This is a genomic window from Pseudomonas sp. F-14 TE3623 (assembly GCF_053629015.1).
Map to the genome: position 1 here is coordinate 6,524,374 of NZ_JBRJHM010000001.1, position 19,391 is coordinate 6,543,764.

General features: G+C 58.7%; 19 protein-coding genes and 2 pseudogenes. 14 read left to right on the top strand and 7 right to left on the bottom strand.

Annotated features, from left to right (window positions below):
* Positions 1-2 precede the first annotated feature (2 nt).
* Genes AB7M29_RS30135 through yacG form a run of 4 tightly spaced genes read left to right on the top strand, consistent with a single transcriptional unit; the run spans position 3 to position 2,911 of the window.
* The gene (locus tag AB7M29_RS30135; RefSeq protein WP_454248616.1) at positions 3-1,220 is read left to right on the top strand and encodes a type II secretion system F family protein; all 1,218 of its coding nucleotides are present in this window, start codon (positions 3-5) and stop codon (positions 1,218-1,220) included.
* Between the two features lies 1 nt (position 1,221).
* Entirely contained in the window at positions 1,222-2,094 is an 873-nt protein-coding gene (locus tag AB7M29_RS30140; protein WP_454248617.1) for a prepilin peptidase, read from the top strand.
* Complete coding sequence (coaE, locus tag AB7M29_RS30145; protein ID WP_052967650.1) at positions 2,091-2,714, top strand: dephospho-CoA kinase; 624 nt, start codon at positions 2,091-2,093, stop codon at positions 2,712-2,714. The genes AB7M29_RS30140 and coaE overlap by 4 nt, the downstream gene beginning before the upstream one ends.
* The gene (gene yacG, locus AB7M29_RS30150) at positions 2,711-2,911 is read left to right on the top strand and encodes a DNA gyrase inhibitor YacG (RefSeq protein ID WP_077750267.1); all 201 of its coding nucleotides are present in this window, start codon (positions 2,711-2,713) and stop codon (positions 2,909-2,911) included. The genes coaE and yacG overlap by 4 nt, the downstream gene beginning before the upstream one ends.
* Positions 2,912-2,920: 9 nt before the next feature.
* On the opposite strand, the gene AB7M29_RS30155 is transcribed toward yacG, so the two are convergent.
* Both AB7M29_RS30155 and AB7M29_RS30160 read right to left on the bottom strand, forming a co-directional pair.
* A complete protein-coding gene (locus AB7M29_RS30155) occupies positions 2,921-3,136 on the bottom strand; it encodes a hypothetical protein (protein ID WP_007938959.1) in 216 nt (71 codons plus the stop codon).
* 63 nt (positions 3,137-3,199) lie between these two features.
* Positions 3,200-3,889 carry an energy-coupling factor ABC transporter permease gene (locus AB7M29_RS30160; protein WP_201062126.1) on the bottom strand — a complete coding sequence of 230 codons (690 nt, stop codon included), beginning with the start codon at positions 3,887-3,889 and terminating at the stop codon, positions 3,200-3,202.
* A 247-nt stretch (positions 3,890-4,136) separates the two neighbouring features.
* Between AB7M29_RS30160 and AB7M29_RS30165 the strand changes: the two genes are divergently transcribed.
* From AB7M29_RS30165 to dctM, 4 genes are all read left to right on the top strand, one after another.
* Positions 4,137-5,591, top strand: a complete 1,455-nt coding sequence (locus AB7M29_RS30165) for a TrkH family potassium uptake protein (RefSeq protein ID WP_217858696.1) — start codon at positions 4,137-4,139, stop codon at positions 5,589-5,591.
* Between the two features lie 160 nt (positions 5,592-5,751).
* Complete coding sequence (dctP, locus tag AB7M29_RS30170; protein WP_217858669.1) at positions 5,752-6,747, top strand: C4-dicarboxylate TRAP substrate-binding protein DctP; 996 nt, start codon at positions 5,752-5,754, stop codon at positions 6,745-6,747.
* A 71-nt stretch (positions 6,748-6,818) separates the two neighbouring features.
* Positions 6,819-7,451 (top strand): TRAP transporter small permease, encoded by a 633-nt coding sequence (locus tag AB7M29_RS30175; protein ID WP_030130380.1) that lies wholly within the window; start codon positions 6,819-6,821, stop codon positions 7,449-7,451.
* Positions 7,448-8,731, top strand: coding sequence for a C4-dicarboxylate TRAP transporter large permease protein DctM (dctM, locus tag AB7M29_RS30180; RefSeq protein WP_454248618.1), 1,284 nt, complete (start codon positions 7,448-7,450; stop codon positions 8,729-8,731). The genes AB7M29_RS30175 and dctM overlap by 4 nt, the downstream gene beginning before the upstream one ends.
* Here dctM and AB7M29_RS30185 read toward each other — a convergent pair.
* The 4 genes and pseudogenes from AB7M29_RS30185 to AB7M29_RS30200 form a co-directional block, all read right to left on the bottom strand.
* Positions 8,726-8,881: pseudogene (locus AB7M29_RS30185) on the bottom strand (LysR family transcriptional regulator); the annotation flags it as partial. The gene dctM and the pseudogene AB7M29_RS30185 sit on opposite strands and share 6 nt — an antisense overlap.
* Positions 8,882-8,886: 5 nt before the next feature.
* A complete protein-coding gene (locus tag AB7M29_RS30190; RefSeq protein ID WP_454248619.1) occupies positions 8,887-10,155 on the bottom strand; it encodes an OprD family porin in 1,269 nt (422 codons plus the stop codon).
* A gap of 108 nt (positions 10,156-10,263) precedes the next feature.
* The gene (locus AB7M29_RS30195) at positions 10,264-11,469 is read right to left on the bottom strand and encodes a benzoate/H(+) symporter BenE family transporter (protein WP_454248620.1); all 1,206 of its coding nucleotides are present in this window, start codon (positions 11,467-11,469) and stop codon (positions 10,264-10,266) included.
* Between the two features lie 122 nt (positions 11,470-11,591).
* Positions 11,592-12,936 (bottom strand): annotated as a pseudogene (locus tag AB7M29_RS30200) (MFS transporter).
* A gap of 356 nt (positions 12,937-13,292) precedes the next feature.
* On the opposite strand from AB7M29_RS30200, the gene ppk2 reads away from it, so the two are divergent.
* The 4 genes from ppk2 to AB7M29_RS30220 all read left to right on the top strand — a co-directional run bounded on the left by ppk2 (position 13,293) and on the right by AB7M29_RS30220 (position 17,623).
* The gene (ppk2, locus tag AB7M29_RS30205) at positions 13,293-14,117 is read left to right on the top strand and encodes a polyphosphate kinase 2 (RefSeq protein ID WP_217858664.1); all 825 of its coding nucleotides are present in this window, start codon (positions 13,293-13,295) and stop codon (positions 14,115-14,117) included.
* Positions 14,118-14,166: 49 nt separating this feature from the next.
* Entirely contained in the window at positions 14,167-15,945 is a 1,779-nt protein-coding gene (locus AB7M29_RS30210) for a SulP family inorganic anion transporter (RefSeq protein ID WP_454248621.1), read from the top strand.
* A 108-nt stretch (positions 15,946-16,053) separates the two neighbouring features.
* A complete protein-coding gene (locus AB7M29_RS30215; RefSeq protein ID WP_217858662.1) occupies positions 16,054-17,154 on the top strand; it encodes an AI-2E family transporter in 1,101 nt (366 codons plus the stop codon).
* A gap of 22 nt (positions 17,155-17,176) precedes the next feature.
* Positions 17,177-17,623 carry a potassium channel family protein gene (locus AB7M29_RS30220; RefSeq protein ID WP_217858661.1) on the top strand — a complete coding sequence of 149 codons (447 nt, stop codon included), beginning with the start codon at positions 17,177-17,179 and terminating at the stop codon, positions 17,621-17,623.
* An 11-nt stretch (positions 17,624-17,634) separates the two neighbouring features.
* On the opposite strand, the gene AB7M29_RS30225 is transcribed toward AB7M29_RS30220, so the two are convergent.
* Positions 17,635-18,102, bottom strand: coding sequence for an FAD/FMN-containing dehydrogenase (locus AB7M29_RS30225; RefSeq protein ID WP_217858660.1), 468 nt, complete (start codon positions 18,100-18,102; stop codon positions 17,635-17,637).
* A 129-nt stretch (positions 18,103-18,231) separates the two neighbouring features.
* Here AB7M29_RS30225 and AB7M29_RS30230 point away from each other — a divergent pair, with 129 nt between their 5' ends.
* Together AB7M29_RS30230 and AB7M29_RS30235 are read left to right on the top strand one after the other, a co-directional pair.
* Entirely contained in the window at positions 18,232-18,858 is a 627-nt protein-coding gene (locus AB7M29_RS30230) for a DUF1780 domain-containing protein (RefSeq protein WP_052967624.1), read from the top strand.
* On the top strand, positions 18,855-19,382 hold the full coding sequence (locus AB7M29_RS30235; RefSeq protein WP_123721410.1) for an MOSC domain-containing protein: 528 nt from the start codon (positions 18,855-18,857) through the stop codon (positions 19,380-19,382). The genes AB7M29_RS30230 and AB7M29_RS30235 overlap by 4 nt, the downstream gene beginning before the upstream one ends.
* The last annotated feature ends 9 nt before the right edge of the window (positions 19,383-19,391 follow it).

Consider the following 19,391-nt stretch of genomic DNA (forward strand, 5'->3'; position numbering starts at 1 on the left):
ACATGGCGGTCAAAGCAGCGAAAATCAGCGTATATGCCTGGGAAGGCACAGACAAAAAAGGCACCAAAATGACCGGTGAATTGACCGGTCAGAATCCCGCGCTGATCAAGGCCCAGTTACGCAAGCAAGGGATCAACCCGGGCAAGGTGCGGAAAAAAACCGCGTCCATTTTCAGTGCCGGCAAACGCATCAAGGCCCTGGACATTGCCCTGTTTACCCGGCAGATGGCGACCATGATGAAAGCCGGCGTACCGCTGCTGCAATCGTTCGACATTATCGGCGAAGGCTTCGATAACCCGAACATGCGCAAGCTGGTGGACGAGGTGAAACAGGAAGTCGCGGCTGGTAACAGCTTCGCCGCAGCCCTGCGCAAAAAACCCCAGTACTTCGATGAGCTGTACTGCAACCTGGTGGATGCCGGCGAACAGGCCGGGGCTCTGGATACCCTGCTGGAACGGGTGGCGACCTACAAGGAAAAGAGCGAAAGCCTCAAGGCCAAAATCAAGAAAGCCATGACCTACCCGCTGGCGGTGGTGTTCGTCGCGATCATTGTGACCGGTATTCTGCTGGTCAAGGTTGTGCCGCAGTTCGAGTCGGTGTTCTCGGGGTTTGGCGCCGAGCTGCCAGGGTTCACCGTGATGGTCATCGGCTTGTCGGAGTTCCTGCAGGCCTGGTGGTGGATGGTGCTCGGCATGCTGGGCGCGGTGGTCTTCGGCGTCCGCCATGCCTTTAAAAAGTCCCCGGGCTTTCGGGACCGGATGGACACCTGGCTGCTGAAACTGCCGTTGGTTGGCGCGCTCATGTACAAGTCCGCCGTGGCCCGTTACGCCCGCACCTTGTCGACGACATTTGCCGCCGGGGTGCCACTGGTCGAAGCCCTGGATTCAGTGGCAGGCGCGACCGGCAACATCGTGTTCAAGCGAGCGGTGTTACGCATCAAGCAGGATGTTTCCACAGGCATGCAGCTGAATTTTGCCATGCGCACCTCCGGTATCTTTCCGAACATGGCAATCCAGATGACGGCCATCGGCGAAGAGTCCGGCGCACTGGACGACATGCTCGACAAAGTCGCGAGTTTCTATGAGGACGAAGTGGATAACATGGTCGACAACCTGACCAGTCTGATGGAGCCTTTCATCATGGTGGTGCTGGGGGTTATCGTCGGCGGCCTGGTGGTTGCGATGTACCTGCCCATCTTCCAACTTGGCTCAGCGATCTGATATGTCCCTGAACGAATTTCTGAGTCTCAACCCGCTGGCCTTCGTGATCACCGCATCGGTGATCGGCTTGCTGATCGGCAGTTTTCTCAACGTGGTGGTCTGGCGCCTGCCGAAAATGCTTGAGCGTGAATGGCGCCTGCAGGCCCATGACGTCCTGGATTTACCACCCGAAGCCCCCGGCCCGGCTTACAACCTGATACTGCCTCACTCCGAGTGCCCCGACTGCGGCCATCGGATTCGAGCCTGGGAAAACATTCCCGTGCTCAGTTATCTGTTTTTACGTGGGCGATGCTCGAACTGCGCGACGCCGATCAGCAAACGTTACCCGCTCACCGAACTGGCCTGCGGCGTGCTGTCGGCGTTCGTCGCCTGGCATTTCGGTTTCGGTTGGCAGGCCTGCATGGTGCTGGTCCTGAGCTGGGGTCTGTTGGCGATGAGCCTGATCGACGCCGAACACCAGCTGTTGCCGGACGTGCTAGTGCTGCCGTTGATATGGCTGGGGTTGATCGTCAACAGCTTCGGGCTCTTCGTGTCACTGCATGACGCGCTCTGGGGCGCGGTGGCCGGCTACATGGCGTTGTGGACGGTGTTCTGGCTGTTCAAGCTGATCACCGGCAAGGACGGCATCGGCTACGGCGACTTCAAGCTCTTGGCGATGCTCGGCGCCTGGGGCGGCTGGCAGATCCTGCCGCTGACCATCCTGCTGTCATCGCTGCTGGGCGCCATCATCGGGGTGATTTTGCTGCGCCTGCGGGACGCAAAAACCTCGACTCCGCTGCCCTTTGGCCCCTATCTGGCCATTGCCGGCTGGATTGCCTTGCTCTGGGGTGGTCAAATAACCGGCTTCTATTGGCAGTTTGTCGGTTTGAAATGAATACCCCTGTGGAAAAACCCTGGATTCTCGGCCTGACCGGCGGCATCGGCAGCGGCAAAAGCGCGGCCGCCCAGCACTTCATCGACTTGGGCGTGCACGTGGTGGACGCCGATCATGCGGCTCGCTGGGTGGTCGAACCCGGTCGCCCGGCACTGGCGAAGATCGCCGAGCACTTTGGCCCCGGCGTGCTGCAAGCCGATGGCCAACTGGATCGCGCGGCGCTGCGCAAGCTGATCTTCGAAGTGCCGGATGAACGCCGCTGGCTCGAAGCGCTGCTGCATCCGCTGATCGCCGAAGAGATCGCCCACCATCTGGCCAAGGCACAATCGCCTTACGCGATTCTGGTTTCGCCTCTGCTGATCGAGTCCGGGCAGTACGCCATGACCCAACGGGTTTTGGTGATCGATGCCCCGGAACAGTTACAGATCGAACGCACCCTGCAGCGTGACCAGACCAGCGAACAGCAGGTCCAGGCGATCCTCAAGGCCCAGTCCAGCCGACAGGACCGCGTGAGCCATGCCGATGATGTGGTAGTCAACGACCGCGACCTCGCCTGGCTGCACAGCGAGGTCGAACGCCTGCATCACTTTTACCTTACTTTGCGTGGAGGCCAGTCATGAGCCAAACCCCAACCGTCGATTGCCCAACCTGTGGCGCCCCTGTCGAATGGAGCCCCGAAAACAAGTTCCGGCCGTTCTGTTCAGACCGTTGCAAACTGATCGACCTGGGCGCCTGGGCGTCGGAAGAACACAAGATTCCGGTGAGCCCGGATGCCGAAGACGAAATGTTCAGCGAAGACTTCGACCCGCGTCACTGATCCCGCCCCTCAGGGCCGCATAAAGCCATAGTCCTGGCCCTCGTCGAGGTTCTCGGCGAGAAACCGCAACTCATCGGCCAGGTCTTCTATATTGCGTACCGCCTTGCTCTGCTGCACCACCGCACTGAGCAAGGCGCGCAGGCTCAACCCCGGATCGAAGCCCACCTCTTGCGCCACATCCAGACTCTGACGCAACTCCTGCCGGGCCCACTCATACACACTCATGCCATTGCTCCTGAAGGTTTTCCAGAGCATGGATTCGGCAACGTTTTTTGGATTTGATGTGGATCAAGATTTGGGATCGTCGTCCTTCCAGGGCGCCGAAAGGTAGCGCGTGCGATTGAACGTCTCCAGCCATTCGGGGCAGAACACCACCAATGCGCTGACCACCATGCCGTTGATAAATGCTTCCGGGAAAATGAGCAGCCACAGATAGCCGACAAAATCTTCCAGCCAATACGGCATGGCAAAACGTTCGTCGTACCACAGCAATGTAAGCGCCAGAATCAGGCACAACAGGGCCGACAACGCAGCGGCAAAAAAACCGGAACAGAAGATGTACACAAAGGGATTACGCGGCTGCGCGCGCTCGACCAGGATTGCGCAGCACTCGGTGACCAGCACCGGCAGCAGAATCAGCAGCGCGCCGTTGACCCCCATGGCCGCCATGTCCTGCCGCCCCAGCAGCACCAATCCCGTTTGCGCGACCAACCCGCCAACAATCGCCAACGGCCAATCCAGCAGTAGCGTCACTGCCGTCATGCCGATGAAGTGATAGGACACGCCAGTGTCGAAGTCTCGTCGCACCAGCCAGAGCATGAACAGTGCGAACACCGTGCCGAACAACAGATGCTGACGGCGGCTATCGCTGAACAATTCAACCCAAGGCGTTCGACAGACAGCCCAGATCACTACCGGCACGTAAATCAGCCAGCCAACTGTGAGGCTTTGCGATGACAACAGTTCGGCGCCAATCATGGGCGTGCCTTCTTCGGCGCCTGAGCCCATAAAAGCAAAAGACTGAGCAGCAACACTGTTCTATATTTCACGCGTCTCTCCTGTCGTGATAGCTCTCAGTCTATACCGGCGATTCTGACCGCCCGTGTCGCTCTTTTACCCCGGCGTACAGAAAATCAGGGGCAAAGGAAAAAAGTTACACAAACTTTACGAGACAAAACGACAAGCCGGTCGATACTGCGCGGCGCTAACAAGACAGGCGTTATTTATGTCCATTGCGGTACTGCGGCTTATCGGCTTCATCCTGGGTATTTTTTTGATCACACTGGCAGTGAGCATGGCGATACCAATGCTCACGCTGGTGATCTATGAACGCAACGATGATATGTCGGCCTTTCTGTGGTCGAGTCTGATCACGGCGGTGTCCGGGCTGCTGTTGATCAACAAGGGACGTCCTGAGGACGCTCAGTTGCGCCCCCGCGATATGTACATGCTGACGACCGCCAGTTGGGTAGTCGTCTGCATGTTCGCCGCATTGCCCATGGTCCTGATCCAGCACATCAGCTACACCGACGCGTTTTTTGAAACGATGTCCGGCATCACCACCACCGGATCGACCATCCTGACCGGTCTGGACACCGCCTCTCCCGGATTGCTGATCTGGCGTTCAATGCTGCATTGGCTGGGCGGGATCGGTTTCATCGGCATGGCCGTGGCCATCCTGCCGCTATTGCGGGTCGGGGGCATGCGGCTGTTTCAGACCGAATCATCCGACTGGTCAGAGAAGGTCACACCACGCTCCCACGTAGCCGCCAAATATATTCTTGGGCTGTATATCGGGCTTACCGCTGTTTCCACGCTGGCCCTGTGGATAGCCGGGATGACGCCGTTCGAAGCCGTCAATCATGCAATGGCGTTGATTTCCACGGGAGGATTTTCCACCTCCGATGCTTCCCTGGCGCACTGGACGCAACCGGCCATTCATTGGGTGTCGGTGGTTGTCATGATTCTGGGTAGCCTGCCTTTTACGCTGTATGTGAGCATGTTGCGCGGGAATAAACGGGCCTTGTTCAAAGATCATCAGGTACGCGGGTTCATTGGCTTTTTGCTCATCACCTGGCTGCTGTTCGGTACCTGGTTGTGCTTGCACAGCGATTTCGGATGGTGGGAGGCGTTTCGAATCGTGGCGGTCAACGTGACGTCGGTGGTCACGACGACCGGCGTGGCGCTGGGGGATTACACGTTATGGGGCAGTTTCTCCGTGTTGCTGTTTTTTTATCTGACCTTTGTCGGCGGCTGCTCCGGCTCCACCGCTGGCGGCCTTAAAATCTTCCGTTTTCAAGTGGCTGGCGCACTGCTCATGGGCAGCCTGAAACAACTGATCCATCCTCGAGCCATCATCCGGAAAAAATACAACAATCACCCCATCGACGAGGATATCGCCCGCTCGCTCCTGACGTTTTCTTTCTTTTTCACCATCACCATCGGGGCGATCGCCATGGGCTTGGCGCTCATCGGCCTGGACTGGACCACGGCATTGAGTGGCGCGGCCACTGCCGTCTGCAACGTGGGGCCTGGCCTTGGTTCGATCATTGGCCCGGCAGGTAACTTCTCGACACTGCCCGATTCGGCCAAATGGCTGCTGACCATCGGCATGCTGCTGGGAAGACTGGAGATCCTCACCGTTCTGGTGCTGTTCATCCCGGTTTTCTGGAAATATTAGGGGGCGTTCTCAATTAGTTTCACCGCGGCGGGGAAGCTAATTGAGAACGCCCCCTACCCCAACGACCAATGGTGATTTATTGCCTAGACTCCTCTTGTCCACCGTGCAAACGCGTTTCAGACATGAACAGCACGAGAACTAAAACAAGAGGAACATCTAAATGCTCAAATCATTGTGGAGCGCTGCCGTCTGCGCACTCGCGCTGGGCGCGTCGAGCCTGGCGCTGGCGGCTGATCCAGTCGTTATCAAGTTTTCTCACGTAGTTGCCGAACAAACGCCTAAAGGCCAGGGCGCCCTGCTGTTCAAGAAACTCGTCGAAGAACGTTTGCCCGGCAAGGTCAAGGTAGAGGTTTATCCAAACTCTTCGCTGTTCGGTGACGGTAAGGAAATGGAGGCGCTGCTGTCGGGCGATGTGCAGATGATTGCGCCGTCGCTGGCCAAGTTCGAGCAATACACACCCAAGCTGCAATTGTTCGATCTGCCGTTCCTGTTCAACGACATCTCGGCAGTCGACCGCTTCCAGCGAAGCCCTGACGGCCAGGGGCTTCTCAAGGCAATGGAAAGCAAGAACATCACCGGACTTGCCTATTGGCACAACGGCATGAAGCAATTGTCCGCCAACAAGGCGCTGCGTGAACCGGGCGATGCCCGCGGTTTGAAATTCCGCGTGCAGGCTTCAGCCGTGCTCGAAGAGCAATTCAAGGCGGTACGCGCCAACCCTCGGAAGATGAGTTTCGCCGAGGTGTATCAGGGCTTGCAGACCGGCGTCGTCAATGGCGCGGAAAACCCTTACTCGAACATCTACAGCCAGAAAATGCACGAAGTGCAGAAGTTCATCACTGAGTCCGATCATGGCTTGCTCGATTACATGTTGATCACCAATACGAAGTTCTGGACTGGCCTGCCGCCGGATATAAAAACCGAACTGGACAAGATCATCGTCGAGGTCACCACTCAGGTGAACAAAGATGCAGAGAAACTGAACCAGGATGCGAAACAGAACATCATCAACGCCAAGACCACTGAAATCATTACCCTGACCCCAGAGCAACGTGGCAAGTGGCGTGAAGCAATGAAACCGGTCTGGAAGAAGTTCGAAGGTGATATCGGTGCCGACCTGATCAAGGCCGCCGAAGCTGCCAACCAGGCTCAGTAATCTGCCGGCGGGCGCCGCCCGAAAGGGCGACCCCTGTTTCATAGTCGTCACTCGATCGGGAGATGCCACTCATGAATGCCTTACGGCGCATTTGGGATCACTTCGAAGAAGGTTTTATCGTCTTCCTGCTGGCGGCAATGACGCTGGTAACGTTCGTTTACGTCATCCTTAACAACCTCTATAGCGTTTTCTACAGCCTCGCCGAGCAGTGGCAGAGCGCCAGTGAACCCTTGTTCGCCATTGGCGACAGCGTCATGGGGATGGCCCAAGCCATGACGTGGAGCATCTCGCTGACCAAAGCCTTGTTCGCCTGGTTGATCTTTTTCGGCTTGTCCTATGGCGTGCGCACGGCCGGACACATCGGTGTCGATGCCTTGGTGAAACTGGCCAGTAAACCGGTTCAGCGAATCATTGGCATCATTGCCTGCCTCTGCAGTCTGGCCTATGCGGGCCTGCTTAGCGTCGCCAGTTTCGAATGGATTCAGACGTTGTTCATCGCCGGCATCGGTGCCGAGGACCTCGGTCATTACGGCATCATGCAATGGCACATCGGGCTGATTGTGCCGGTGGGTTTTGCCTTGGTGTTCATCCGCTTTGCCGAGATCCTGGTGCGCATTGTGCAAAATCGTCAAACGGGCCTGGGCCTGGCCGACGAGGCCGCGGAGGTGCTGAAACTGACCGAGCATGAGGATGACAAGAAATGACCATTCTTTTTCTCTTTGTTGCTCTGTTCGCGCTGATGTTTATCGGCGTACCGATCGCCATTTCCCTTGGCCTGGCCGGTTCGCTGACGATCATCTTTTTCAGCCCCGACTCCGTGCGCTCACTGGCCATCAAGCTGTTCGAGACCTCCGAGCACTACACGCTGCTGGCCATCCCGTTCTTTTTGCTGGCCGGTGCCTTCATGACCACAGGCGGTGTGGCACGGCGCTTGATCGACTTTGCCAACGCTTGCGTTGGGCATATTCGCGGCGGCCTGGCCATTGCGGCGGTGCTGGCGTGCATGTTGTTCGCTGCGTTGTCCGGCTCAAGCCCTGCGACGGTAGCCGCCGTGGGCTCCATCGCCATCGCGGGGATGGTCCGCTCCGGTTATCCACAGGCATTCGGTGCCGGTATTGTGTGCAACGCCGGCACGTTGGGCATCCTTATTCCTCCATCCATCGTGATGGTGGTGTATGCCGCGGCGACGGAAACCTCGGTCGGCAAGCTGTTCATGGCCGGTGTGGTGCCCGGCCTGCTGCTGGGTACAGCGCTGATGGTGGCTATCTACGTCGTCGCCGTCAGGAAAAACCTGCCCGCCATGCCGCGGGCGACCGTTCGTGAATGGTTGAGTGCGGCACGCAAGGCCGTTTGGGGCTTGCTGCTCATGTTCATCATCCTGGGCGGCATCTACACCGGAATGTTCACCCCGACCGAGGCGGCAGCAGTGGCGGCGGTCTACGCGGCATTCATTGCGCTATTCGTCTACAAGGACATGTCGTTCCGCGAGATACCGAAGGTACTGCTCGAATCCGCCAAGCTGAGCATCATGCTGATGTTTATCATCGCCAATGCCATGCTTTTTGCCCACGTACTGACCACCGAGCAATTGCCCCAACAAATCACCGCCTGGGTCATCGGCGCGGGCCTGACACCGGTGACATTCCTGCTCGTGGTGAACATCGTGTTATTGGTGGCTGGCGCCTTCATGGAACCCTCGGCAATCATCCTGATCCTGGCGCCGATCATGTTCCCGATTGCCATGAAGTTGGGAATCGACCCGATTCATTTGGGGATCATCATGGTGGTGAACCTGGAGATCGGCCTGATCACCCCGCCCGTGGGCCTGAACCTGTTCGTCACCTCGGCGGTGACCGGCATGTCACTGACCGCCACCATACGTGCAGCAATGCCTTGGCTGATCATCCTGTTCCTGTTCCTGATATTGATTACTTATGTACCGTGGATTTCTCTGGTCCTGCCGAACTCGTTGGGGATGACGTAAACGAGAGGCCGGCAGCAAGCGCAGTAACGTGCAGTCGCTCAAGGGTCGTGTCGCGGTATAGAACGGAATCAGGCTGATCCCCATGCCGGCCTCCGACGCCTTGATCATTGATTCGGCGACGTTGCACTGAGAGGTCTTGCCCGGGCTGACGAGGCTCATAACAACTTCCACGTGTAGCTGAGGATCAGGCGGTTTTCGTCGATATCGCTGCGGTAGTTGGAGCGCGCCATGACGTTGCGCACACGGATGCCGAGGCCTTTGAGACTCCCGCTCTGCAGCACATAGCCGATATCCAGATCGCGCTCGCGGTCCTTGCCTTCAAAGCCCTTGCCGGTGTCGACGTTATTGCCGGTGATGTAGCGCACGGTGCTGGTCAGGCCGGGTATGCCGAGGGCCGCGAAGTCGTAGTCGTAGCGCGCCTGCCAGGAACGTTCATCGGTGTAGGCGAACTCATAGGTCGGCACTTCATTGCCCAGTGGCGAGATGTTGGCAAAGACTCGCGGGAAGGCGCTGTCGCCGAACATGCCCTGATAGCCGACATAAAACGTGTGGCCGCCGCGCTTGGCCGACAGCAAGGAGAAGAACGCCTGGTTGTCGATATTGCCCAGCAACTTTTTGCCGTCTTCACGCGAATCGTAATAGCCAAGGTTGGCGCCCAGGGTCCAGTCGCCCATTGGCTCGCTGTGCTTGAAGCCGAGAAAGCGCTGGTTGTAGATATCTTCCAGTTGCCCGAACCAGGCACTGACCGAACTGCGTTTGTCATTGAAGGCGTAATCGGCGCCAGCAAAGTTAAAACCATCGCTGCTGACCTGACGCTGCGGTACATGACCGAGCATGGCTTGCATCTTTTCGTCGCCGGCCTCGTTGCGCAGGCTGGTTGAATTCAAGTGGCCACCTTGCAAGGTCAGGCCATCGATCTCATTGGAGCTGATGCTCGCGCCCTGATAGCTGGGCGGCAGCAGGCGGATATCGCTGAAGGCCAGCACCGGCAGGTTGGGTTGCAACTCACCCACTTTCAACTCGGTCTTGGAGTAACGCATCTTCAGCGCACCTTCCAGACGGCTGTAATCATTTGCCGCGCGCCCATCATCGTGCACCGGCAGCAAACCGGTATTGACCCGGTCCGGACTACTGTCGAGTTTGAGGCCGAGCAGGCCGATGACATCCACGCCAAAACCGACCGGGCCTTGGGTATAACCGGATTTGACGTTGAGGATGAAGCCCTGCGCCCACTCTTCGGCCTTCGACTGTTGATTGGCCCCGACGATGTCCGAGAAGTCCCGGCTGAAGTAATAGTTACGCGCCTGCAAGGTGGCCGTGGTGTCTTCGATGAAGCCGCCCTCCGCGGCCATCACGCCACTGGAAAAACCCAAGACGACCGCCAGGGACAACACTGAACCGGTTGCTGGAAAAGTCTGTTTCATCGCTGTTCTCTTATTGTTATTGATCGACAGGTTGAAGTGCTCCACCCGTGGCGGATTCGCCGCGGGGGATGGTGAAAACGGATAAGGATCGGGGTTGCGATTACGCGGTCAGCGCGCTACCTCCTGTGCGGGCGTAACCTGAGGCGCGGGACGCCCGGCACTCAACAGCACGTGCGTGACCATGCCGAAAATCAGCCCCCAAAAAGCGGCGGACAAACCAAACAGCGACATGCCCGAGGCGGTGGTGAGAAAGGTCACCAACGCGGCTTCGCGATCACTCGGCACCGCCATTGCGCCGGCCAACGCTCCAGCTATCGCCGCAAACAGCGCCAGCCCGGCCAAGGCTGCGATCAGTTCCTTGGGGAACGCCGAAAACAACGAAACCAGCGTCGCACCGAAGATCCCCAGCACCAGGTAACACAGCCCGCCCACCACTCCGGCCACATAGCGTTTGCGCGGATTTTCATGGGCCTCGCGACCGGTACAAATGGCTGCGGTAATCGCCGCCAGATTCAACCCGTGACAACCGAACGGTGCCAACAGTGCAGTGCCCAACGCGCTGCTGGCGATGATCGGGCCGGCCGGCGTTGTGTAGCCGCTGGCACGCAGCACCGCCATGCCGGGAACAAACTGGCCGGTCAGCGCCACCATCACCAGCGGCAAGGCGACATTCAGGGTCGCACTCAGGCTGAACGCGGGGGTGATCCACACCGGCGTCGCCAAGCCAATCACCAGTGCTTCGCGGTGCAAATCACCGGCGAGAAACGCAATCGAACAACCCACCAGCAGCACCATCAACACCGCATAGCGCGGCATCACCCGCTTACAGATCAGGTACGTGGCAAACATCGCCAGCACCAGCAATGGCTTGCCTTGCAGCGAGACGAACAACCCCGTGCCGAAGCTGAACAGAATCCCCGCCAGCATCGCCGCCGCAATCGCCGCGGGCAGTTTGCCGATAATCCGGTCAAAAGCCCCCGACACCCCGACCAGGAAAATAATCAGGCTGCTGACCAGATAAGCGCCCACCGCCTCCGGCATGGAGATCCCCGGCAACAGCGCCACCAGCAACGCCGAGCCCGGTGCCGACCACGCGATGATCACCGGGACGCGATAACGCAGGCTCAAACCGATGCCAAGCACGGCGCTGCCGATGGAAATCGCCCAGACCCAGGACGACAACACTTCCCGCGAGAGGTGCGCGGTCTCGGCGGCCTGAAAGATGATCACCAAGGGGCCTGCGTAGGAAATCACCGTGGCGATAAATCCGGCGACTGCAGCAGACAGGGAAAAGTCCTGAAATAACGCTTTCATGAAACCTCGCCGCAAGACGCGTCAGGCGATCCGTGGCACAAGCCCGGCCGCTCTTGTTCGGAAAAAAGTGTGGGTGACCAGGCAGGCGACACGGCATGACGCCGTGCCGACCGCTGCCTGGCTCAAGCGCTGGTCGGCGCCAGCGTCTGGGCGGCACCCTTGGCGCTGCGCTGGCTGCTGATGGCGAACACGGTCATGGCGAGGGCGGCCACCGCACCGGGCAAGGCAAACGCCATGAAGTTCAGTTGCAGCGGCAGGCTGATCCCCAGCAAGGCACCGCCCAGCAGCGGACCGACAATCGCGCCGTTGCGGCCGATGCCCGACGCCCAACCCAAACCGGTGGAGCGAATGGTCATGGAGTAGAACTGCGCGGCGCAGGCGTACAGCAGGATCTGCGAACCGATGGTGGTGGCGCCGGCAAGGGCGATCAGCAGGTACAACACCGGCATCGGGCTGTTGAAGCCCAGCAAGGTGATCGATACCGCAGCAACGACGAAGAACACCGCCAGCACGCGCGGCAGGTTGAGCTTGTCGCCCAGTACCCCGCCGCCGACCGCACCGAAAATGGCACCGAAGTTGAGCACCAGCAGGAATGACAGACTCGAGCCCAGGCTGTAACCGGCGTTAGCCATCAGTTTCGGCAGCACAGGAACTCAAGGCGTAGACCATCAGCAAGCAGCAGAAAAATGCCAGCCACAGCATCAGCGTGCGCAGCGCACGACCCTCGCGGAACAGTTGCAACACCGGGGTGCCAGTGCCCTTCACTTCGCTCATGTGCAACTGATCGCTGGCGAGTGCAACGTAAGCCGGGTCAACCCGCTCCAGAACGTTGCGCGCCTCTTCATTGCGCCCCTGACGCAGCATGAAACCCACCGATTCGGGCAGGAAATACATGATCAACGGCAACAACAGCAATGGCAGCACCGCCACGTAAAACACTGACTGCCAGCCGAAACTGGGGATCAGCACGATGCCGAGCCCCGCCGAGAGCATGCCGCCCACCGAATAACCGCTGAACATGATCGCCACCAGCGTGCTGCGGATTTTCTTCGGCGCGTACTCGTTCATCAGCGCCACGACATTGGGCATCACCCCGCCAATACCCAGCCCGGCAACGAACCGGCAGAGGCCAAACTCGGTGGGGTTACGGGTAAAACCATTGAGCACGGTAAAACCGCTGAAGAGCATCACGCACAGGGTGATGGCTTTTTTGCGGCCGATCTTGTCCGACAACGGGCCAAAAAACAGCGCGCCGAACATCATCCCGAACAGCGCGTAACTTCCCAGCGCGCCGGCTTGCAGGGGACTGAGCCCCCACTCTTTCATCAGCATCGGCAACACCACGCCGTAAATCACCAAATCGTATCCGTCGAAAATGATGATCAGGGCGCACCAGAACAGCACCATCCAGTGAAAGCGGTTGAATCGAGCGTTGTCGATAACCTCATGTACGTTGATCTTGCGCATGGCATCTATCTCTTGTTGTTGTTTTTTTAAGAGTCGGTAACGCGGCTAACGTCCGTACAGCCGAGGGTAAAGACGCCGGGCACGGGGCAATAGCCGCTTTGCGCAGATCGCTATCCGTTTTGTGCAATGCCCTGAACCGGGCGTGGGGTGAGGCGCGCTCCAAGAGCCTGTAGCAACCCTGTAGAGGGTTGATTCATGGACTAGACTCACGCGGTGGTAATGAACGTCAAGAGCAGAGGGCCGTCCACGACCGACGCCAGGTTTGCTCGAAGCAATGCGCGATCTGCAAGCTGATAGTGGCACCTGCAGGGTCTATCTATCGGTAGTCAGCGACTGGCATAGGTGAGGCTTTGGTCATGGCAAAGGACAAGAAGAAACCCGCTGTTAAAAGAAACGCCGCTGAACCCTTGAGACTGACGAACAAAGCCTATCTTGAGCAGTTACGCCGACTGCATGTCGAAATGGTCAAGTTGCAGGAATGGGTGAAACACAAAGGCATCAAGATTTGTATCGTCTTCGAGGGGCGCGACGGTGCCGGCAAGGGCGGGACGATCAAGGCGCTCACCGAGAGGGTGAGCCCGCGTGTCTTTCGGGTCGTGGCATTGCCGGCACCGACCGAGCGCGAGAAGAGCCAGATGTATATGCAGCGCTACATGGCGCACATGCCAGCGGCTGGCGAAGTGGTGATCTTCGATCGCAGTTGGTACAACCGCGCAGGGGTCGAGCGTGTGATGGGATTTTGTACCGATCAGCAAGTGACCCGTTTCCTGAGCCTGGCCCCCCTCATGGAACGCATGATGGTCGACTCGGGTGTCATGCTGTTCAAGTATTGGCTGGAAGTCAGCGAAGAGGAGCAAACCCGCCGGCTCGAGGCGAGGATCAAGGATGGCCGCAAAATCTGGAAACTGACGCCAATGGATCTCAAGTCATACAGCCGCTGGTATGAATACTCGCGTGCACGTGACGACATGTTCAAGGCGACCGACACCGACCATGCTCCGTGGCTTGTGGCCAACTCGAACGACAAGAAGCGGGCCCGCCTCAACATCATCTCTGATTTGCTCAGCCGCATTCCGTACAAGAATGTACCGCGCGAGAAGGTGATTTTGCCCAAACGGCAGAAATCAGGTGGCTATCGTGAACCGAATTATCCGCTGCGGCGAATTCCAGAAAAATTCTGACCGGCACGTCCAAGCGGATCTGCGCTGTACACCAAAGGGCCACAGTCCTATGAGCGATTCGGATGTTTCGCCTCCCGTCCCGGAACCCGGCCGGATTGTCCATCGGGATACCGACGGCGACACCGGTTGGAGCCGCTGGCTGCCGGGGCTGCGCACACTACGTGGATACAAAATCGCCTGGTTGCGGCACGACCTCGTGGCCGGACTGGTGCTGACCACGATGCTGGTGCCTGTCGGCATCGCCTACGCAGTGGCATCGGGCGTACCCGGCATCTATGGCCTTTACGCGACCATCGTTCCGCTGCTCGCTTATGCGCTGTTCGGACCCAGCCGAATTCTGGTGCTGGGGCCGGATTCCTCGCTGGCTGCCGTTATTCTCGCCGTCGTGCTGCCACTGTCCGGCGGTGATCCGCGTCGTGCCATCGCCCTTGCGAGCATGATGGCGATCGTATCGGGGGTGGTGTGCATCCTGGCCGGCATAGCGCGCCTGGGCTTTGTCACGGAGCTTCTTTCCAAACCGATCCGCTACGGGTACATGAACGGGATCGCGCTGACGGTATTGATCAGCCAACTGCCCAAGTTTTTCGGTTTTTCGATTGAGTCCGACGGTCCGCTGAGAAACCTGTGGGCGATCGCTACAGCGGTAATGGAGGGGAAAACCAACTGGACCGCCTTCATGGTCGGCGCAGCCACCTTGGCCGTGATTCTGCTGCTCAAGGGCAACAAGCGCGTGCCGGGCATTCTGATCGCCGTGGCAGGAGCGACTGTCGCCGTGGGTGTGCTGGACCTTGCAGAGCGCGCTGGAATATCAGTCCTCGGCTCTCTTCCACAAGGCTTGCCTGCGTTCGACATCCCCTGGATCACTCGCGCCGATATCGTCCCTGTCCTGATCGGCGGTTGCGCCGTTGCCCTGGTTTCGTTCGCCGATACCAGCGTGCTCTCGCGTGTCTATGCGGCGCGGACACGCACCTATGTGGACCCGAACCAGGAAATGGTGGGCCTGGGCGTCGCCAACCTGGCCGCCGGATTTTTTCAGGGTTTTGCGATCAGCAGCAGCTCGTCACGTACGCCCGTGGCCGAGGCTGCAGGCGCCAAAACCCAGTTGACCGGAGTCATCGGCGCGATTGCTGTTGCCTTATTGCTAGTGGTGGCGCCGGACCTGTTGAAGGATTTACCCACCAGCGCACTGGCTGCGGTGGTGATCGCCTCCGCCATCGGCCTGATTGAGGTCACCGACCTGCGACGAATTTATCGAATCCAGCGTTGGGAGTTCTGGCTGTCAATCGTCTGCACCGTCGGCGTGGCCGTACTGGGCGCGATTGAAGGCATCGGCCTGGCCATCGTGATCGCCGTTATCGAATTTCTGTGGGATGGCTGGCGCCCTTATTCTGCCGTTCTGGGACGCGCGGAAGGCGTCAAGGGTTATCACGACATCAAGCGCTATCCCGACGCGCGCCTTGTACCCGGTCTGGTGCTGTTTCGCTGGGATGCGCCGTTGTTTTTCGCCAACGCCGAGTTGTTCCATGACCGAGTGCTCGACGCCGTGGCGGCGTCGCCTACGCCAGTGCGCTGGTTGGTCGTTGCGGCGGAACCCGTCACCAGCGTGGACGTGACCTCGGCCGACATGTTGGCTGAGCTGGACGAAACCTTGAACGCCGCGGGCATCAAGTTGTGCGTGGCCGAGATGAAGGACCCGGTCAAGGACAAGCTGAAGCGATTCGGGCTTTTCGCGCGGCTTGGCGAAACGGCGTTCTTTCCAACAATAGGCACTGCAGTCGACAGCTATCTGATGATTCATCCGGTGGATTGGGAGGAGGAGGATCGCTGAGTGGCATGGAGGCACTCAGCGACGGGTTTTATCAATGTTTCCATGTTTACCGGCTCGCCCGCGGCTTATCGAGCGCATGCCTTTGCCACTCTCTACAGGAGGTAATCAATGGTTCCCATACCCACTCTCGAAAAGGTTTTTTCCCGAGACCTGCTCGATGTACTGATTCGTGCCGGAGTGATTGCCGTTCTGGTGATGTTCTGCTTTCAGATATTCAGCCCGTTCCTCGACCTGATGCTGTGGTCGGTGATCCTGGCAATCACCCTCTACCCCTTGCAAGTCAGGTTCAAAGGCAAGCTGGGAAACAAAGACGGGATCACCGCGACGCTGATCGTATTGATCGTCATCAGTATTCTTATGGTGCCTGTCTATTTGTTGGGAGCCTCGCTTGCGGAGTCCGTGGAAAGGGTCATGACCATGGTCAAAACCGACAGTTTCCATATTCCGCCACCGTCCGCCACGGTAGCCAGTTGGCCACTGGTGGGAGAGCCTCTTTATAACTTATGGGCACAAGCCACCACTGACTTGCCTCATCTGGCTCAGAAGTTCATACCGCAGATCAAAGGCGTGAGCCTCTCCCTGCTGAGCAAGCTTGCGGGTGTCAGCATGGGGCTCCTTTTATTCATCGTCGCCCTGATTATTGCCGGTATTTTTTTAGCCTATGGAGAAAGCGGCCACCGCAGCGCGGTGCGAATCGTTACGCGCTTCAGCGGTCCGATCAACGGGCCGAAAATCGCCGATCTGTGCACCGCCACCATCCGGGCAGTGGCGTTGGGGGTGGTCGGCATCGCGTTCATCCAGATGCTGTTGGTGGGCATCGGCTTTGTGTTCATGGGCGTTCCCGGCGCCGGTCTTCTCGCCTTGGCGGTGCTGCTGCTTGGCATCATGCAATTACCGGCGACCCTGATTACCCTTCCGGTCATCGTCTTTGTTTTCATGAGCGAAGGTGCCAGTACGGCGACCATTGTGTTTGCCATCTATGTCTTCATCGCCGGATTGGTCGATAACGTCCTCAAACCGCTGCTGCTGGGTCGTGGGGTCGATGTACCGATGCCGGTGGTGCTGATCGGTGCCTTGGGCGGCATGGTCACGGGCGGTATCCTCGGCCTGTTTATCGGCCCTGTGATACTCGCGGTCGGCTATCAGCTGTTCTGGGAATGGGTGGATCAAGTGCAAGAGCCGGGGCCAGACAACCAGGGACAGACCTGACACGGCGGCCGAGGATATTCCCATGTTGTCGAATTTACTGGCCGGCCTTCCCGTGATGTTGCTCTGCCTGGTACTGCAAGCCATTTTCGTGACCATATGCCTGCGTCAATACGTGCATTTCAGGCATTCCAAACCGCCTGAAACGCAATGGCTGAATATCCTGTTGTTGTCGATGGTGATGCTGCTGATGATGCTCGGTAATTTCGTGCAGATCGCCATCTGGGCCACGCTATTCATGCTGCTCAACGAATTCGACCAATTCGCCACCGCGCTGTACCACTCGGCGGTCAACTTCGCCACGCTGGGCTACGGCGACATCGTCATGTCCTCTCGCTGGCGTCTGCTTGGCCCATTGGAGGCCGCCAACGGAATCCTGATGTTTGGTGTCTCCACCGCGGTGATGACCGCTGCGGTGATGGATGTCATAAAGCACAACATGGACAGGCTAAAGCAGCGTGAACGCCCATAGGCATGCGCCGATCATGGTAGGGCCTTCTCCAGCGCCTCACGCAATTGTGCCGCCGTGGCGTATTCGTGCTGCTCCACCAATTGGCCGTCCTTGAGCTGCAGCCACAGCACTTTATCCTCGGCCCCGGGGTAGCGCGGCGCCACGCGACCATCACGGTCAAGCATCACTCGATAGGAATAATCGCGCATAGCCGGTACTGCGAACATTTTCGCGATCAGTCGAGGCATGCGCTGGATGTCCGCGACAAATACCGTGTGCCGAGCCTCCAGGTAGCCCTTGGGCTCGTCCTGCAGAGCGGCGCCGACCAGTTTGGCGGCATCCATGCTGCGCGCCACCAGTAGCGTTTGAGTCTGACTATCGAGCGTGAAAGCCTGATCGAACTGATCAAGTAAGGTCCACGGCGCCAGGCGCTCGCCAACCTCCAGCGCCTGGGCCCAAAGAGGCAGAAGACTGAGCAATAACACCGGCCAATATTTCAAGTTCTACTCCTTGTTCGAGCGCATATGCGTAATGGCCATCAGTCTACACCACCCGTTCCGAGTGCTCAGTGCCCCCGTTTACCGTTTCACGCTTTCTGCTTGTCGCAAATGAACGCTAAGCTTGGGCCTATGGATGACTCAGATTATTTACGCCTGCTGACCATTGCGGCCGAGCAAGCCAACACGTTCCTGTCCAATGCCCGCAAATGGGAGCGTGAGCGTTGGGTTTGCCAGCGCCTGCTGCAAGGCCTGAACATTCCCTATCGCGCCGACGAATTTGCCCCTGCCGGGGAGCCGCCGGACGTGTTGTTCCGCGACGCGAATTTCGAGGTGTTTTTCGTGCTCGACGAAGGCCGGCGCCTCAACGACGAATGGCGCGACGAGCTGCAACGTCGGCGCAGCGCGTTTTCCCTGAGCCAACTGGTGCGCCGCGAGGCCAAGCCCCGGCGCATCCCGGCCAATGAATTTCTGCTGAGACTGGCGCCGACCTTGCGTAAAAAAGCCCACAACTACCAAGAACGGGGCATGGATTTGGGAGAGCTGGACATCATCGCCTTCGCCAGCCTCAAGCGCGAAGTGCTGGACCTCAACAGCCACTTTCCGCCACCTACCGAATACTTGCGTCAGGGCTGGCGCTCGTTGTCGCTGGTCGGTCCGACCTTCGCCCGAGTGCTATTCGCCCATCCGGATGCTCCGGACTTCTTGCGCAGCAACCTGGGTCGCAGCATCGTTTTCGATGTCGGAATCAGTCTGTGAGTCCATTGCAGGAGTTGATCGCCGAAGTACCGCAACAAGGACGTGTGCGCTGGATCGGTGTGCGGCCGCAATCCCGCTCGCCGATGATCGAACTCGATGCCGTGGAAGCACGACTTGAGGCCGGGTTGACCGGTGATCATGCCCGTCCCGGTGTGCGCAATGCGCGGCAGGTGACGTTGATTCAGTGGGAACACCTGGCCGTAATCAATTCGCTGATGGGCCGCCCGGACGATCAACCGGTACGACCTCAGGATCTGCGGCGCAATATCGTCGTCAGCGGCATCAACCTGTTCAGCCTCAAAGGTCGGCGTTTCAGGATCGGCCAGGCGATTTTTGAAACCAGCGGCTGGTGCCAGCCCTGCGCACGTCTCGAAAACAACCTCGGCCCCGGGACCTTTCAGGCCGTTCGCGGACATGGTGGAATCACTGCCCGAGTGTTACAAAGTGGCATCATTCGCCTGGACGACAGGGTGAATGTCGAGCCGATTCCGGACAGCGGCTATGCTCCGTTCAACCCAGGATAAAAGCCCTGT